The organism is Cedecea sp. (assembly GCF_036500665.1).
Lineage (GTDB): Bacteria > Pseudomonadota > Gammaproteobacteria > Enterobacterales > Enterobacteriaceae > Cedecea.
In genome coordinates, this window is sequence record NZ_DASYBS010000164.1 from 1 (window position 1) to 16154 (window position 16154).

Below are 16154 nucleotides of genomic sequence, written 5' to 3' on the forward strand. Positions count from 1 at the left end.
AGCGGTAAACCCACCGGCTATCACCCAAACATTCGGGGTCGTTCGCGATTCGTTCCCGACGATCGCTCTCTTTCGCTGCTCCCGGCAGCTCAACCCCGCCTGAGTTGGGTCATAACCGGGGGCGATGAGAGCCGGGAACAAGGTCGTGGCTTTGGGGCCTGCAGCAACTTTAACGTTTCGAGTAGCTGCGGGTGAAAAGCGAGGCACGGTTCCGGCTTAAATCGCCTCCGTTTTCTCTCCGACTGGCCAGGGTCCGGACGTCGGGAACGGCCGGAGGCTGAGAGCGTCGGGAACGCATCTCAGCTGACCCAGGACTGGGAGATAAAACGGAGGTCTGCCGCTTTAGCGGTCGATTTATTTGGCCGGGAGTCCGGGGTCTCGGGGGAATGACGGTGATTCCCCCGAGACGTTCACCGGTTCGGTGGCAACATATGAAACAGGATTGGAAGTGAACGGAATATTCGCAGCCGTGCATAATCGTGAGTATTTCTGACTAAGTGACGACTCCTCTCCTGAAAAAGGAAAAACCCTATCGCCCTGCCTTCAACCGCTGATAATAAGACTCATACAGCGCGCTCGCGTCACCCACGTCGTTCTGCCACTCTCCGGCCTTAATCACTTCCGCATCCGGGTACAGCGATTTATCCTCCGCCACGTTCTTCGGCAGCAGCTTGCGGGCTTCGAGGTTTGGCGTCGGGTAACCGATGGTTTCTGCGACCTGTTTCGCCACGTCCGGGCGCAGCAGGAAGTTAATCAGCTTCAGCGCACCGTCGACGTTCTTCGCGTTGGCCGGAATCGACAGGTTATCCATCCAGAAAATCCCGCCTTCCTTCGGCCAGACGATCTCCAGCGGCGTGCCGGCCTGGCGGGCCACGTACGCTGAGCCGTTCCACACCATGCCGAGGTTTACCTCGCCTTCCATATACGGGTTGGCCGGGTTGTCGGAGTTGAACGCCGCCACGTTGGGCATCAGCTTTTGCAGCTCGTGGTAAGCGGCCTCAATCTCTTTCGGATCGGTCGTGTTGCCGGACAGGTCAAGCTTGCGCAGCGCTACCTGAAACACTTCGCGTGCGTCGTCGGTCAGCAGCAGGCTTTGCTTGTACTCCGGCTTCCACAGGTCGGCCCAGCTGGTGATGCTCTTCGGATCGATGGCTTCGCTGTTCACGCCAATCGCAGTAGCGCCCCAGATATACGGGATGGAGTAGTCGTTGTTCGGATCGAACGGCTTGTTCAGCATGTCAGGGTCGAGATTTTTAAAGTTGCTGAGCTGGCTCTTGTCGATCTTCTGGATCATGCCTTCTTTGCGCATCTTCGCCACAAAGTAGGTGGAGGGCACAACGAGGTCGTACGCGCCGTCTTTGTAGGTCTTGAGCTTGGCGTACATGGTTTCGTTCGACTCGTAGGTCGAATAAATCACCTTGATGCCGGTCTCTTTGGTGAACTGCTCGAGCAGGCCCGGCGGCACGTACTCGGTCCAGTTATAGAAATAAAGCGTCTTGCTGTCGTCGGCATGAGCGGCGCCGAGGCTGAGCGCCAGAGCGCCCGCAGCAAGCAGGTGGCGTGGCCATTTTTTCATTTTAACGTCCCCTGAGGTTGAGTTTTATCACGAAGAATCAGCTGGCTGGCGATCACCAGCCCCAGCGAAAGTAACAGCAGAATGGTGGCCAGGGCGTTCACTTCCGGCGAAACGCCGACCTTGACCATCGAGTAAATTTTTAGCGGCAGGATCTCGTAGCTCGGCCCGGTCACGAACGAAGATACCACCACATCGTCCATCGACAGGGTAAAGCTTAGCAGCCAGCCCGCCGCCACGGCAGGCATCGCCAGCGGCAGGATAATCTTGCGCAGAATGGTGAGCTCGCTGGCGCCGAGGTCACGCGCCGCTTCCAGCATCTTCACGTCGAACCCTTTCAGGCGGGAATAGACGGTGACCACCACAAACGGCAGGCAGAAGGTGATGTGGGAAAACAGCAGCGACCAGAAGCCGAGGGAAACCCCCAGCAGCATAAACAGCACCAGCAGCGAGATAGCCATCACGATGTCCGGGGACATCATCACCACAAACAGCATCCCGCTGACGAACGGCTTGCCGCGAAAGCGGTAGCGGTACAGCGCCACGGCGGTAAGCGAGCCGATAAGCGTGGCGGCGCTGGCGGAAAACACCGCCATGGTCAGCGAATGCTTTGCGGCCTGCAGCAGGCTGTCGTTATTCATCAGCAGGCTGTACCAGTTGGTGGTAAAGCCCTGCCAGTTGATGCCGAAGCGCGAGCTGTTGAACGAATTCACGATCAGGATAACGATCGGAATATACAAAAAAGCGTAAATGGCGGACATAAAGCCGCCGCGAAGCAGGCGTCCGATCATTCCAGTTCCACCTTTTTGTTCAGCAGGCGCGCCGCGCGCCAGTACACCAGCAGCATCAGGCCCATCACCAGCGTCAGCGTAATGCTCGTCGCCGCGCCAAACGGCCAGTCGCGAATGTTGAGGAACTGGCTCTTAATCACGTTGCCGATCAGCAGGTTCTTCGCGCCGCCCATCAAATCCGACACGTAGAACAGCCCCATCGCCGGCAGCATCACCAGCAGGCAGCCGGCGACAATCCCCGGCATGGTCAGCGGCAGAATAATGCGGATAAAGGTTTGCAACTTGCTGGCCCCGAGATCCCGCGCCGCCTCAAGCAGCGGCTTATCCAGCTTCTCAATGCTGGAGTAAAGCGGCATCACCATAAACGGCAGCAGGATATAGACCAGGCCGATAATCACCGCGCTCGGGGTGAACATGATGCGGATCGGCGTGTCGATCAGTCCCAGCCAGAGCAGGAACTCGTTGAGATAGCCTTTAGTGCTGAGGAAAATCTTCAGCCCGTAAATGCGGATCAGCGAATTGGTCCAGAACGGCACAATCAGCAGGAACAGCAGCAGCGGGCGCACCTTTGCCGGCAGCCGCGCCAGAAACCAGGCAAAAGGGTAGCCGAGCACCAGGCTGGCCAGCGTGGCTATCGCCGCCATGTTCAGCGAGTGCAGCAGCACCTCGGCGTACAGCGGGTCGGCCAGCCGGGTATAGTTATCCAGCGTAAATACCAGGCTCACGAAGTTGTCGTTATCGCGAGTCAGGAAGCTGGTGACGATGATCATCAGGTTGGGCAGGAAGACAAACAGCAGCAGCCAGCCCACCACGGTGGCAATTACCCCATTCTGGAATTTACGCGAGCGTTTCATCTGCCAGCACAACCTCCCAGCTTTCTACCCAGGTCACCGCCATTTTTTGATCAAGCGTATGGTCGAAGTCCGGGTCGTCTTCGTTAAAGAACTCGCTGACCATCACCATCTTGCCGTTTTCCAGCTCGACGGTGGACTCCAGCGTCATGCCTTTATAGTTGCGCTCGCGAATGTAGCCAATCAGCCCGTCCACTTCGCGGGCGTCGTTGACCTCTTCCACGCGCAAATCTTCCGGGCGCAGCAGCACCTTCAGGCTTTGCCCGGCGGTAACCGGCTTGCTGACGAAGATATGACACTCGCGGCCTTCGACGTTGGCCAGCACGCGCTGGTTGTCGATGCGCTCGATAACCGTCGCGTCGAAGATGTTGATCTCGCCGATAAAGCTCGCCACAAACAGGTTCTTTGGCTCTTCGTAAATTTCTCGCGGCGTGCCGTCTTGCTCAATCCTGCCGTCGCGCATCACCACGATGCGGTCGGACATGGTGAGGGCTTCTTCCTGATCGTGCGTGACGAACACAAACGTAATGCCGAGCTTGCGCTGCAGGGCTTTCAGCTCGTTCTGCATCTGCTTGCGCAGCTTGTAGTCCAGCGCCGACAGCGACTCATCGAGCAGCAGCAGGCGAGGCTTGTTGACCACCGCGCGAGCAATCGCCACGCGCTGCTGCTGGCCGCCGGAAAGCTGGTTTGGCTTGCGCTGGGCGAACTCTTCCAGCTGCACCATTTTCAGCGCTTCGGTCACGCGCGGCGTGATTTCTGCCGCCGGCGTTTTCTGCATCCGCAGTCCAAAGGCGACGTTTTCAAACACCGTCATGTGCGGAAACAGGGCGTAGCTCTGGAACACGGTATTCACGTGGCGGTGCTCGGCAGGCACGTGGGTGATGTCCTGATTATCGAGCGTGATGTGCCCGGCATCGACGTTTTCGAGTCCGGCAATAAGGCGCAGTACGGTGGTTTTGCCGCAGCCGGAAGGGCCGAGCAGCGTCAGGAATTCACCATGATTAATGGTGAGGGAGAAGTCAGAAATTACAGATTTACCATCAAAGCTCTTGGCGACACCTGCCAGGTTAACCAGCATGGCGTGCGAACGTGGCTGTTTATTCAATTTTTTACGCTGTCCCATAAATGACGTATCCGAAGCGGCGGATACGGGGTTTGTGATGAACCACCTTGGGTCTTGGCACATTGAGTAAGGGCAGGCATTCTACGGCAAAGCAGAGGGATCGCCAATCCCGATGGCCACAAAGCCTGGCCGTTATCGTCTACGGTTAAGAGTAAGTTTAACGGAGGCTTTGTCACGTGCTGTAAAAACTATTTTTTTCCGTTACCGACTAAAAGTGACCTGACGCAATATTTGCCTTCTGCGGCTTATTGATAATTGATGTCACTAAAAACGAGGGTGGCTAAATGGATAAATTACTTGAGCGCTTTTTGCAGTATGTCTCTCTGGATACACAATCCAAACCCGGCGTTAAGCAGGTGCCGAGCACCGAAGGGCAATGGAAGCTCCTGCGCCTGTTAAAAGAGCAGCTGGAGCAGATGGGGCTGCTGGACGTCACGCTCAGCGACCACGGCACGGTGATGGGCACGCTGCCGTCGAACGTAGGACACGCCGTCCCGGCCATTGGCTTTATCTCCCACGTTGACACCGCGCCGGACTTTACCGGCAAGAACGTGAACCCGCAGATAGTGGAAAACTACCGCGGGGGCGATATTGCCCTGGGCATTGGGGACGAAATTCTTTCTCCGGTGATGTTCCCGGTGCTGCACCAGTTGATGGGCCAGACGCTGATCACCACCGACGGCAAAACCCTGCTGGGCGCGGACGACAAAGCGGGCGTGGCGGAAATCATGACCGCGCTGGCGGTATTAAAAGGCAAAAACGTGCCGCACGGCGATATCCGCGTGGCCTTCACCCCGGACGAGGAAGTCGGGAAGGGCGCACACTTCTTCGACGTCGAAGCCTTTAACGCCGAATGGGCCTACACCGTGGACGGCGGCGGCGTGGGCGAACTGGAAAGCGAGAACTTCAACGCCGCCTCCGTGACCATCAAAATCGTCGGGAATAACGTCCACCCCGGCACGGCAAAAAGCGTGATGGTGAACGCCCTGTCGCTGGCGGCGCGCATCCACGCCGAAGTCCCGGCGGACGAAAGCCCGGAATGCACCGAAGGCTACGAGGGCTTCTACCACCTGAACACCATGAAAGGCTCCGTCGACCGGGCCGAGATGCACTACATCATTCGCGACTTCGACCGCGAGCAGTTCGAAGCCCGCAAGCGCAAGATGATGGATATCGCCCAAAAGGTCGGCAAAGGCCTGCACCCGGACTGCTATATCGAGCTGGTCATAGAAGACAGCTATTACAACATGCGCGAGAAGGTGGCCGAGCATCCTTATATTGTCGAAGTGGCCCAGCAGGCGATGCGCGACTGCGACATCGAGCCCATCATGAAGCCGATCCGCGGCGGCACGGACGGCGCACAGCTCTCCTTTAAAGGCCTGCCGTGCCCGAACCTGTTCACCGGCGGCTATAACTACCACGGCAAGCACGAGTTCGTGACCCTGGAAGGGATGGAGAAGGCGGTGGCGGTGATTGTGCGTATTGCTGAATTGACGGCGAAGGCGGGGTGAGTTGATTTAAAAACTACTAATATTGGGAGGGGCTTTTAGCCCCTTTATTTTAGTTTGGTCGGTTTTTTGGATGTCAGTTTCGCCAAGCGAGCATTACTAGGACCAAGGTATAATGTTCCACTGAAAGCTGGTCATGATAATTCTATCAATCATTTCTAACAGGGACTTAGTAATAGAATGTTATCACCGGTTAAGTATAATAACCCTGACCTAAGATAAATTCTGAACGCCCCTGATTTGGAAAGATCTGCTATTCTATCTGGGGTGTCGGTTCTATCCCCACAGCCTCTTCTAGAGACTTAACAATATTAGCCACAAAATCTGTTCCTTTAGCAGCTGTGTCATCACCGCCTAATTTCTTATACTCTTGCCAAACCAAGTCGAATATATCCCTAAAGAATTCATCAGTGATTCTGGTATTATCAAAGTCACCAACAAATTTAGGTATATTATCTTTATCTTCATCAGCTATAGCTAACTTTAAAACCGCAGCCATTGCAGTGTGATAAATAATGTTATTAAAATCTCTTCTGCTGTCAAGCTCATATGTCTTCAATAGCTCAGTACATTTCTTCAATATTAAATAAGAGTTTAGATAAAGTGAGAGTGGGTTTTTTTGTTAAAAATTTGTCCATATCGAGTGTTGTCATTTATGAGGGTTGATGGTCTTGCTCTTGCATTATTCGGTTGAAGAAGAACTGTAGTTATGACGCATTGAGATAAGTAAGGTATGGATACGATACGAGAGGCTGGTTTGCCTTCGTTTTTATATAAATTCTTTCTTCTATCATAAAAATAGCCATTGGCTTTGAAGAAGTCTTCGATATCACGATGTATTACATCTGCACTTCTTAAAGACGCTGGGGGAATGCTAGTCTGGCTATTAGTTGCCCTTATTATTTTGTCTCTAGATTCAGCATTACTCTCACAAATGACGCGAACCAATAAATTTCTTGCCTCCTGAACTGTCTCTTCCAAATTAGAAAAATAGTTATAAACTTCGTGGGAAGTCTGTAATCCATTAACTACCTGCGGATTTTCTATAGTCAAGGTTTTTCCTGAAAGAACTGCTTTTGATGTGATTACAGTCACTCCATTATTCAAGAACCAAAAGTCCTCTTTGCCTGAGTGAAGTGTTTCTTGGATAGCCACGTTTACAACAACATCTCCATTGTGATCTCTCACATTTGACTCAAAAATACTTCTTGAAAGAGAATCATTGTCTGATATGAACTCGTAATATTTTTTCAAATTAACAAGGCATAAGTAACTACCACTAGCTGTTGCTATAGGTGACTCAGCTAACTCCATCATTCGGGAAGTACTTTTCACCTTCCTGTTCAATTCAACTAAATTACTTGCACCGACAAAATCTAGTGAGAACTTAGAACCAGTAAACATCCTAAGGATTGTTTCCCGTAAGGTATTTCCTTTATCGACAACGTTAGGGTGTACTTCTTCTCCTAAGGTTGAGTAGTAATATGAGAAGTTTAAATCGGGAAAACTTTTCATTAAGTTACTATAAACACCTCTGAAAATAGAAACCCTTCCTCTGAGGTCATCATTATAACGTCTTTTTAGGCTGTCACTATCTATATCTGTTGATATATTAAATAAGTCCCTAGTAACCTCGTTAAACTTAACAACTGCATCTTCGCCAAATTTCTTTGATGTTTTTGATTGTATAATAACCACTTCAATTTTGTTATGTTTTCCGGTTTTGGAGTAATCAGTATCTTCCTTTATTAACTCGCCATTGAGGAATGTATAAAAAGAGTCTACACCACCATCTCCAACTATGCTATATTCAATATCAGAATAAGTTACATCGTAATCCTTGAGTATCTGTGATGCTGTGTATAGTTCAAAATAATCTGAAAAATTTGCATTTTGTTCTGCTGCTTCTTCTTTAATTATTTTTTCCATTATTATTTGTGAGTTAGTAAATTCACTCATTGTTTTACTCTCCTATACTTGGGTTGAAGGTCCGTGAAACTGAAAATGCATTAATGATAAAATGTTTAGAGCCAAGGTTTATTAATGCTTAGAATTGAGTTGTTCATCGAAGATCATAATGACATAGAATTGTAACTGACCCGCTTCGTCTAGAGCAATACTGATCAATGTTAATATCTTTGATTGTGAACATCAATTTTTAACTCAAAGTAGATCTTTAATACCAGTTTAAGTTACTAAAACATGCAATATCAATCACCAATAATCACTCCTACCAATTTTAGTAGCTCAGATCTAAGGCCAGTAGGTATTCTAACATTGTTGCGCAAGATAAAATTACCGCGAACGCATTGACTATATTAGCCAATGAAATGTCTCTAAGGATGGTAGTGCTCTCTTTTAGAAGTGGGAATAGTGTAAAAAGCATAATTTAGTAAAAATTTTCGAATCAATCTGGAGGTTATAGGAAAAAAATCCAAAAATAATAGATAAATGCAACCCAATTCCCCAGTTATCACAATTCCGAGATCCCCCTCGAATTTTTTCAGTTTCCAATAATTTTAAACCAAACCACTGTTGACTTATCCAGTATAAAAACAGAAATTAACATTCAAGAAGCAATCAAAGGTAACCGAAGAAAGAATTCGCCCCCGAAAGGTGCGCCAACACCAGACGAGGGCTAACCACAAAGTAACTAACCAGGAGTCACATTATGGCTAACGCCGATAGTAACACATTCGCGCACACGGAAATGACGAAGGATCAAACGATTATTGCTGAGGACATCGCAGCCTTATTAAAAATGCCGTTGGGCGCAAAGGATGATTTATTTCATGTGCTGCATATTTGCCGCTGCTGGGTGGATGAATTAATTGAAATAGATAACCACGCTGAATATATCGCGCTGGCGGGGCGTTTGCTGGCAGGGTTTAGCGTGCTGAGAGTGGTCTTAGAGCATCCGCTGCCGCCGCACCTCATTGCGCGGTTAACGGTGGAAGAGGGGCAAGAGGCTGCGGCCCGCACCGTGTCTGATACCGACTCAAGTATGCTCTGCGACTATTGCGCGGCCTTAAGCCAGGTGCTGCTGGGCCAGCAGCTTGCGCAGGGTCAACAGGCGCAGATGACGGATTTACTCTATGAAGTGTTCGGCTTGCTGGAAGAGAACTTAACCGCGCCACGCTTCGTGCGCACGAAGAAAGGGCTGGCGTGGACTGACGGCGAAATTGTGCAGGGCATTCACTAAATCAGAGGGGCTCCCGCCTTCGCTGTGACAAAGCACGGCGAAGGCGGGCAGAGAAAGTTAGTTTCAGTATGGTTGTATCTTAAAGTGAACCTGCGTCGCATCATCAGATATCGACAGCACTTTCCCGCTGTAGGTAACAGAAATAAGGTTTTTATCGTCCACCTGAATATCGGTAATGGTGCCATAGCCCACAATGAGCGGTATCGCAGCACTTAACTGGCGGGCAATATCGCTGTCGTCGCCACTTAATTGACTACTCAGGTAGTAGCGATAAGCGATAGGGACGGTTGCGCCGCCGCTGTTTTGTTCCGTCATATAAAGCCAGGTGTTCTGGTTGACCTGATATGTCCGTTTCAGGGGATAGATCGGGTTTGAGGGGCTGAAGTTCACCCAGGCATAGCCAATCACAACGATCAGCAGAACGGTCGTTAAAAGCCTGTGGAGCCATTTAATAGCCATCTTGTATTGCATACTCAATGCCTTCTCTTATAGCTCGCTGGTCCGCTGGATCATCTCCATAAGGTGGTTCTTCATACCATTTACCCCAAATGGGTTTTGATGTTCCGGCGCTGGATTGTGCGTATCCTGCTCCCATAAGCAAAATTTCCGCCGGTATACCAGCAGCGGTTCCGGTTGCGCCAAAGTTGAAATTTCCAAACTCAGCCCAGTAGGGATCAAATTGCTTATAATCCCATGGGCCACCGTTTCGGACCTTTTGATAGAACCAGTAATACTTTGCTGGGGTCGCCATGTTACGCGACATCCCGTGTTGACGCGCTTCTCGCATATTCCGATAAATAATGATGCTGCCGGGTCCTGAAAGAGGAACTGAAGCCATAAATTTATTTCCTTATAAATTAATTAACCATGCAAAGAGTATTGGTTATCACTTCAGCATTCAACGCAGCAGTTATAAGGAAATTCCTGAATAGCCAGTAAGTGTTAAGCAGCTCCAAAAATAAGATTCACTTAAGATGAAAATTCATCGTCGTCCAAAGCTTTCGCCCGCTGCTTCATAAAAACAACTTCCTGCGGGCTGGAGAGATTTACCTCATTTTTGCGCAGCAGCTTGAGAATATTAAACAGCAGTTCGCTTTTGCTGGAGCCGACCATCCGCGGGCTGGGGACGTAGCCGGTCACGCTCAGGATAATGCCTTCTGGCCCCAACTGGCTGAAGCGCACATACGGCGCAGGCGTCGGGAGGATCACCTCATAGTCCTGATAGGCGCTGAGCAGTAAATCGCGTACCAGCTCCGGGTCAATATTGGTCGGGAAGGTCAGGGCGATGGTGACCACCCCCTGCGCGTTGCCCATGGTGGCGTTACGCACGTTCTGGGAAATCAGCTGCGAGTTGGGGACGATCATCGTCGAGCGGTCGCTGAGCTGGATCTCCGTGGCGCGCACGTTGATCCGGCGTACATCGCCCTCAATGCCGCCGATGCCGATCATATCGCCGACCTTGACCGGGCGTTCCGTCAGCAGGATCAGGCCGGAGATAAAGTTTTTCACAATCTCCTGCAGGCCAAAGCCGATCCCCACCGACAGGGCGCTGACAATCCAGGCCAGGTTGTTCCACTGAATGCCCAGCGCGGCCAGGGTGATGAGGATCAGCAGCACGTAGCCGACGTTGGTAAATAGCGTAATCAGCGACGCGCGAATGCCGATATCGGTAATAGTTTTGGGCAGCAGTTCCTGGCTGAGCCAGCGCTGGGTTACGCGCAGAATGTACAGGCCAATCACCAGGCAAAGCACGGCGTTCAGTAAATTGCCTGGCACGATGTGCAGCTGCTTCAGCCCGTCGCCGCTTAAAATCGCCACCAGCTTGCCGATCAATAGGCTCGGCGTGGTGGTGCCGAAGGTGCCGTTAAACAGCGCGATGATGGTCATGAGTATCAGCGCGCATTTGGTGAAGGCGGTAAATACCACCGCCAGCTGCTCAAGGTGCCGGTCTTTAAACCGCAGCGACTTTTTCATCGCCTGGCCGGTGGCGGTGTGCGGTGAAAACACGGCGGCGAAAAAGTCGGTGGCGAAGGTCACCAGATAAAAAAACGCCACCAGCACCATGCCGAACCAGATGACCTGGTAAGTCAGGTAGCGGGCGAAGGCGATGTAACCGATCAGCAGCGACGCCAGAATCACCAGAGAGGCGATCATGACCAGCAGGCAGACCAGCGCATCGAGTCGCGAGCGCTTCTCGGCGGGTTCGCCATTCTTTTCCAATTGCCGGTGGGCGTGCTGCACGCGCAGCATCATGGCAAGCAGCACGCTGGCCATAACGGCAGAAATCAGCCCGTTGGCGCGGATCGTGGTGCCGAGGCTGGCGCCAATCGTATTATTAATCAGGTCGAGGCAGCCAATGAGCAGGCCGAGAATCGCCAGCAGCGGCGGGAAGTAACGCACGCTTTCGGCCACGCTGTCATCGAGCTGCACCAGCCGCCATGAAGGACGGTTCAGGGAAAGAAACGCGCGGCCAGCGCCATAAATCAATGAGCAGAACACGGCCAGCTGCACAAAGCCGTCGACAAAATCGCTCACCTGGGGAGAGAACTCCGCCACCCGCGAAAAGGCACTTTTTACAAGGGAAAGTGCCAGCACAATGGTAAACATGGTCACTAACGTGCTGGCCAGCGTGTTGAAACTGCGGCGCAGGCGGCCATCCGGCAACCAGGTGATGTTGATCCAGACCAGCAGCCGCTCAATCAGATAGCAGCCGGAAAACGCAATCCCGGCGGCGGCCACGAGCAGCCAGAAGGTGCCCCAGAACCACTCGGGTTCCCAGGCCGCCTGCCAGGTTTCCAGCAGCCGATCGCCAAAGGCATTGAAGCGCTGGATATCCACGGCCTGGGTGTCGGCTTCCTGCAGCCAGAAGGTGGCGCTCAACATGCTCCCGCTGTTCGACGCCAGTTGGGATTTAAAGTAGGTGCGGCGGAGATCGTTAATCTGGATACCCAGCGCGCGGATATTGGTTTGCAGGCTTTGCGAGGTACTGATGGCCTCATCAATCTGCTTTTTGTCGCTGTTCAGCGCGTTGCGCTGCTGGGACACGCTGGCGGTTTCATTTCCCGCGCCAGACTCCGGGGCAGGCCCCAAAACCTGCAGCTGAGCCTGAATTTTTTCATGCATCGGCTGCAGCAGGGCGGCCAGGTTATCCACCTCCACGCCCAGCTTTTGCGTGGTGTCGAACAGCTTGATCAGCCGGCTGTCGGTGTTGGTCTGTGAAACCTGCTGCTTAATGTTGTCTATCTGTGTTTTGTATTGCTTCAGCTGCCCGGCAATTTCTTTCAGGCTGGGTTCCTGGCCTTCGGTTTGCGCGGCAAGGGGACTTGCAGCGTTCAGAAACAGGCCGACAAATAACAGGCAGGTCAGGAGGAAAGTATGCAGAGATTTGCTCATGGGATGACGCTCAATGTCCCTATTAATATTTTTCAAGTATGGTCAGGCGGCGATCAGATTGCCATTTTTTATCCTCGGCGGTAAGAGGGGGCTGGCCGTTTTGCAAAGAAAGAGTCGGAGGGGCTAACGCAGGAGAATTGAGAATGGGTGTATCGACGACTTGTTACTGGCTGCGACGAATGACCCCGCCTTCGCCGTGATAAAAACGGTGAAGGCGGGGCAGGGCGTTAGTCTTCGAAGAACCAGTAGCCGCTGTTCACCAGCGCGCTCAGGGTAGCGAGGAAGGAAGGATCGTCCAGCGCGTCGCCAAACTTCTCAGCGTCCAGCTTGATGTGGCTTGCCAGGGCTTCCACCGCCGGGCGGTGCGGGCTGTCCAGCTTCTCGCCGTTCACGTACACCTCCCCGGCAACGCGCAGCACGCGCAGGCCGCCCAGGCGCACCAGCGTGTCGCCCTGTTGCAGCGCGTCGTAAATTTCATCCGGCTGGTAAGGCGGCTCCGGCGGGGCGACGTCCAGCTCGTGGCGGGACTGGGTAATAAACTCGCCAAACCAGCTGTTAAAGGTCTCCGGCTGGTTAACGATGTCCAGCATCATGCCGCGCAGCTTGTCGACTTCCTGCGGCAGAATATCCGCCGGATGCTGGCGCTCAGGCACGTCCGGGTCGGTATAACGCAGGCCGCCCAGCTCGCGCTGCAGCACGTAGTCGGCAAAGCCGCTGATAAGCTCGCGGCCGCTTGGCGCGCGGAAGCCCACGGAGTAGTTCAGCGCGTTTTCCAGCGAGTAGCCTTCGTGCGGGAAGCCAGGTGGAATATACAGAATGTCGCCCGGCTCCATCTCTTCATCGATGATGGCGTCGAACGGCTCAACCTGGAGCAGGTCCGGGTGCGGGCAATGCTGTTTCATGGCGACTTTTTCGCCCACGCGCCAGCGGCGGCGGCCCACGCCCTGAATAATAAACACGTCATACTGGTCAAGGTGCGGGCCAACGCCGCCGCCTGGCACAGAGAAGGAGATCATCAGGTCGTCAATGCGCCAGTCGGGCAGGGCGCGGAAGGGGCGCATCAGGGCGCTGGACGGTTCATGCCAGTTGTTCACGGCCTGCACCAGCAGCGACCAGTTGTTTTCGCCGAGGTGATCGTAGCTCTGGAACGGGCCGTGGCTGACCTGCCATTTACCGCCCTGATGGCTGACGAGGCGGCTGTCCACCTCGTTTTCCATGGCAAGACCGGCAAGCTCATCCGGTGAAATAGGGTCGATGAAGTTTTTAAAGCCGCGCTTCAGCACCACGGGGCGTTTTTGCCAGTAGCGTGCAATAAAGTCGGGCCAGTTTAAATCCAGGTGATAATCCATATTATTGTCTTCCTGCAGATGGAGGAGCCTGACACGGATTATAACGGATGGCGAGCCGGGTTACGGGACTATTTCACCCTTCATCCTGTTCCGGCTGCTGGCGGGCGAAAATCACTTCCATGCGCGCTCCGCCCAGAATACTGGCACTTGTCTGGATCTCGCCGTCGTACTGCTCGACAATCTCTCTGGCAACCGACAGCCCCACGCCCTGGCCGGGGCGCAGCGTATCGGCCCGCTGGCCTCGGTCAAAGACCATCGCGCGTTTGCTTTCCGGTATGCCCGGGCCGTCGTCGTCCACAATCAGGTGCAGCGTGTCGTCGGTCTGGCGGGCGGTGATCTCCACGAACTCAAGGCAGTATTTACAGGCGTTATCCAGCACGTTGCCCATCACTTCCATAAAGTCGTTTTTCTCACCGATGAAGGTAATTTCCGGCGACACGTCCAGCGTGATGTTCACGCCTTTACGCTGGTAAACCTTGTTCAGCGCCGAACACAGGTTGTCCAGCAGCGGCGCCACGGAATGCAGCTCCCGGCTCAGCAGCGCGCTGTTGCCACGCATGCTGGCGCGATGCAGGTAGTAACCAATCTGCTGCGAGATGCGGCTGATCTGCTCCAGCATCACCGGCTCGGCCTGTTCGACGTTCATCTTGTCGGTGCGCAGCGAACGCAGGGTCGACTGCAGCACGGCGAGCGGCGTTTTCAGGCTGTGGGTTAAGTCCGTCAGCGTGGTGCGGTACTTGTCGTGTCGGTCGCGCTCGGTGCGCAGCAGCTGGTTCAGGTTGCGCACCAGGCTTGTCAGCTCGCGGGTGGTTTCCGGGTTCAGGCTGTCGCGGTCGTGTTTTTCCAGCTCGCGCACTTCCTGGGCCAGCTCCTGAATAGGGCGCAGGCTCCACCAGGCGGCAAGCCACAGCAGCGGCACCACCAGTAACAGGTTGGCAAGCAGGACGTAAATAAACCAGCTCCAGACCATATAGGAGCGTTTAAGCTCGATAGGAATGGTATCCACAACCACCACGGTCAGGGCAGGCATACGGGCGGTGGCCGGGTAGAGGTTCACCGCCACCGAGTGGGTCATCTCGTAGCCGTCGTCGCTCTCGTCGTCGTGCATATCTTTCAGCTGGGCGAGGCGGTCTTTGTCGTTGTCCAGCAGGGCGCTACTGGTGGCGTAGTCGGCCTCCAGCTCGTGGAAGCCGTTGCCGGTCAGCCACTCTTTTTGGATCTGCTGCACCACGTCCGGGACGTTACGCTGCATCCACAGCAGCTTGCCGTGCTCGTCGTAAATCAGCGCCATGGTCGGGCTTTGTATGCTGATGTTGTCGGGCAAATCCACCTGCAGTTTGCCGTCCTTCCAGCTGGAAAGCGTATAGAACAGGTTGCTTTCCCCGCGCAGCAGGCGGAAGGTCGTTTTGTCGAAGCTGACGCTGTAGCCAACCAGCGCCACCAGGCCATAGGCCAGGGACAGCACCATCACGACCGCTGCGGTAGCCAGTAAGAAGCGAACCCGCAGCGAGAGGGGCAGAATGTGACGAAAGATTTTCAGCATTTAGTGGAGATCGAATCGGTAGCCCTGGCCGCGCACGGTGGTAATCACCTCTTGCGGGTACTCGGCCTGAATTTTTTTACGTAAACGGCCCATCAGCACGTCGATGGTGTGGCTCTCGCGCAGCTCGGCGTCCGGGTAGAGCTGCAGCATCAGGGAATCTTTGCTCACCACTTTCCCGGCGTTGCGGATGATGGTTTCCATGATGGTGTATTCAAACGCCGTGAGCTTGATCAGGTTGTCGTTAATCGACAGTTCGCGGCGGGACAAATCGACCTGGAACGGCGGCAGGGAAATCACCTGCGAGGCCAGGCCGCTGTTACGGCGCATCAATGCCTGCATGCGGGCGACAACTTCTTCAAGGTGGAACGGTTTGGTGACGTAGTCGTCGGCCCCGGCACCCAGGACTTCAACTTTATCCTGCCAGCCTTCGCGGGCGGTCAGCACCAGTATCGGGATGGTGACGTCATGGCTACGCCAGCGGCGGATCAGGCTCATGCCGTCTTCGTCCGGCAGCCCTAAGTCAACAATCGCAATGTCCGGTGTATGTTCATTAAGGAAATAGTCTGCCTCTTTGGCATCCTCGGCCGCATCCACCTGGTGGCCTGCTTCACGCAGCTGTACCTTCAGGTGATGACGCAGCAGGGCATTATCTTCCACGACCAGTACGCGCATTGTATTTCCTCAATCCATTCATAGTATTGATAGTTTAGCGCTAATTATTAATGACAGGGAATAAACCTCGTATAAACAATGCCCTTATGGAGATTAACGCTGAGTCAACAAGCTAATACGGCTGGAGCCCCTCACCCTAACCCTCTCCC

General features: G+C 53.5%; 15 protein-coding genes. 3 read left to right on the plus strand and 12 right to left on the minus strand.

The features are described from left to right. On the plus strand, positions 1-195 hold a 195-nt coding region (locus VGM55_RS25465; RefSeq protein ID WP_331637114.1), incomplete at its 5' end, for a hypothetical protein. 334 nt (positions 196-529) lie between these two features. On the opposite strand, the gene potD is transcribed toward VGM55_RS25465, so the two are convergent. The 4 genes from potD to potA are packed head-to-tail and all read right to left on the minus strand — an operon-like array spanning position 530 to position 4338. Continuing rightward, on the minus strand, positions 530-1576 hold the full coding sequence (potD, locus tag VGM55_RS25470; protein ID WP_331637115.1) for a spermidine/putrescine ABC transporter substrate-binding protein PotD: 1047 nt from the start codon (positions 1574-1576) through the stop codon (positions 530-532). After that, entirely contained in the window at positions 1573-2364 is a 792-nt protein-coding gene (potC, locus tag VGM55_RS25475; RefSeq protein ID WP_331637116.1) for a spermidine/putrescine ABC transporter permease PotC, read from the minus strand. Before potC ends, potD begins: the two co-directional genes overlap by 4 nt. Then, the gene (potB, locus tag VGM55_RS25480; protein ID WP_331637117.1) at positions 2361-3218 is read right to left on the minus strand and encodes a spermidine/putrescine ABC transporter permease PotB; all 858 of its coding nucleotides are present in this window, start codon (positions 3216-3218) and stop codon (positions 2361-2363) included. The genes potC and potB overlap by 4 nt, the downstream gene beginning before the upstream one ends. Continuing rightward, positions 3202-4338: a spermidine/putrescine ABC transporter ATP-binding protein PotA gene (potA, locus tag VGM55_RS25485; protein ID WP_331637118.1), complete on the minus strand. Its 1137-nt coding sequence runs from the start codon at positions 4336-4338 to the stop codon at positions 3202-3204. Before potA ends, potB begins: the two co-directional genes overlap by 17 nt. Before the next feature lie 284 nt (positions 4339-4622). Between potA and pepT the strand changes: the two genes are divergently transcribed. Next, on the plus strand, positions 4623-5849 hold the full coding sequence (gene pepT, locus VGM55_RS25490) for a peptidase T (protein WP_331637119.1): 1227 nt from the start codon (positions 4623-4625) through the stop codon (positions 5847-5849). Positions 5850-6099: 250 nt separating this feature from the next. Here the strand turns inward: pepT and VGM55_RS25495 are convergent, their stop codons facing one another. Then, positions 6100-6405, minus strand: a complete 306-nt coding sequence (locus tag VGM55_RS25495; protein WP_331637120.1) for a hypothetical protein — start codon at positions 6403-6405, stop codon at positions 6100-6102. Between the two features lie 35 nt (positions 6406-6440). Beyond that, positions 6441-7805, minus strand: a complete 1365-nt coding sequence (locus VGM55_RS25500; RefSeq protein WP_331637121.1) for an AIPR family protein — start codon at positions 7803-7805, stop codon at positions 6441-6443. Between the two features lie 712 nt (positions 7806-8517). Between VGM55_RS25500 and VGM55_RS25505 the strand changes: the two genes are divergently transcribed. Next, on the plus strand, positions 8518-9048 hold the full coding sequence (locus tag VGM55_RS25505) for a hypothetical protein (RefSeq protein WP_331637122.1): 531 nt from the start codon (positions 8518-8520) through the stop codon (positions 9046-9048). Between the two features lie 63 nt (positions 9049-9111). Here VGM55_RS25505 and VGM55_RS25510 read toward each other — a convergent pair whose 3' ends face one another. The 6 genes from VGM55_RS25510 to phoP form a co-directional block, all read right to left on the minus strand. Continuing rightward, positions 9112-9519: a hypothetical protein gene (locus VGM55_RS25510; RefSeq protein WP_331637123.1), complete on the minus strand. Its 408-nt coding sequence runs from the start codon at positions 9517-9519 to the stop codon at positions 9112-9114. Further along, complete coding sequence (locus VGM55_RS25515) at positions 9497-9886, minus strand: polymorphic toxin type 44 domain-containing protein (RefSeq protein WP_331637124.1); 390 nt, start codon at positions 9884-9886, stop codon at positions 9497-9499. The genes VGM55_RS25510 and VGM55_RS25515 overlap by 23 nt, the downstream gene beginning before the upstream one ends. Before the next feature lie 131 nt (positions 9887-10017). Further along, complete coding sequence (locus VGM55_RS25520; protein ID WP_331637125.1) at positions 10018-12441, minus strand: DUF3772 domain-containing protein; 2424 nt, start codon at positions 12439-12441, stop codon at positions 10018-10020. Between the two features lie 227 nt (positions 12442-12668). Beyond that, a complete protein-coding gene (locus tag VGM55_RS25525; protein WP_331637126.1) occupies positions 12669-13790 on the minus strand; it encodes a cupin domain-containing protein in 1122 nt (373 codons plus the stop codon). 73 nt (positions 13791-13863) lie between these two features. Continuing rightward, positions 13864-15333 (minus strand): two-component system sensor histidine kinase PhoQ, encoded by a 1470-nt coding sequence (phoQ, locus tag VGM55_RS25530; protein ID WP_154187617.1) that lies wholly within the window; start codon positions 15331-15333, stop codon positions 13864-13866. After that, the gene (phoP, locus tag VGM55_RS25535) at positions 15334-16005 is read right to left on the minus strand and encodes a two-component system response regulator PhoP (RefSeq protein WP_016535912.1); all 672 of its coding nucleotides are present in this window, start codon (positions 16003-16005) and stop codon (positions 15334-15336) included. Between the last annotated feature and the right edge of the window lie 149 nt (positions 16006-16154).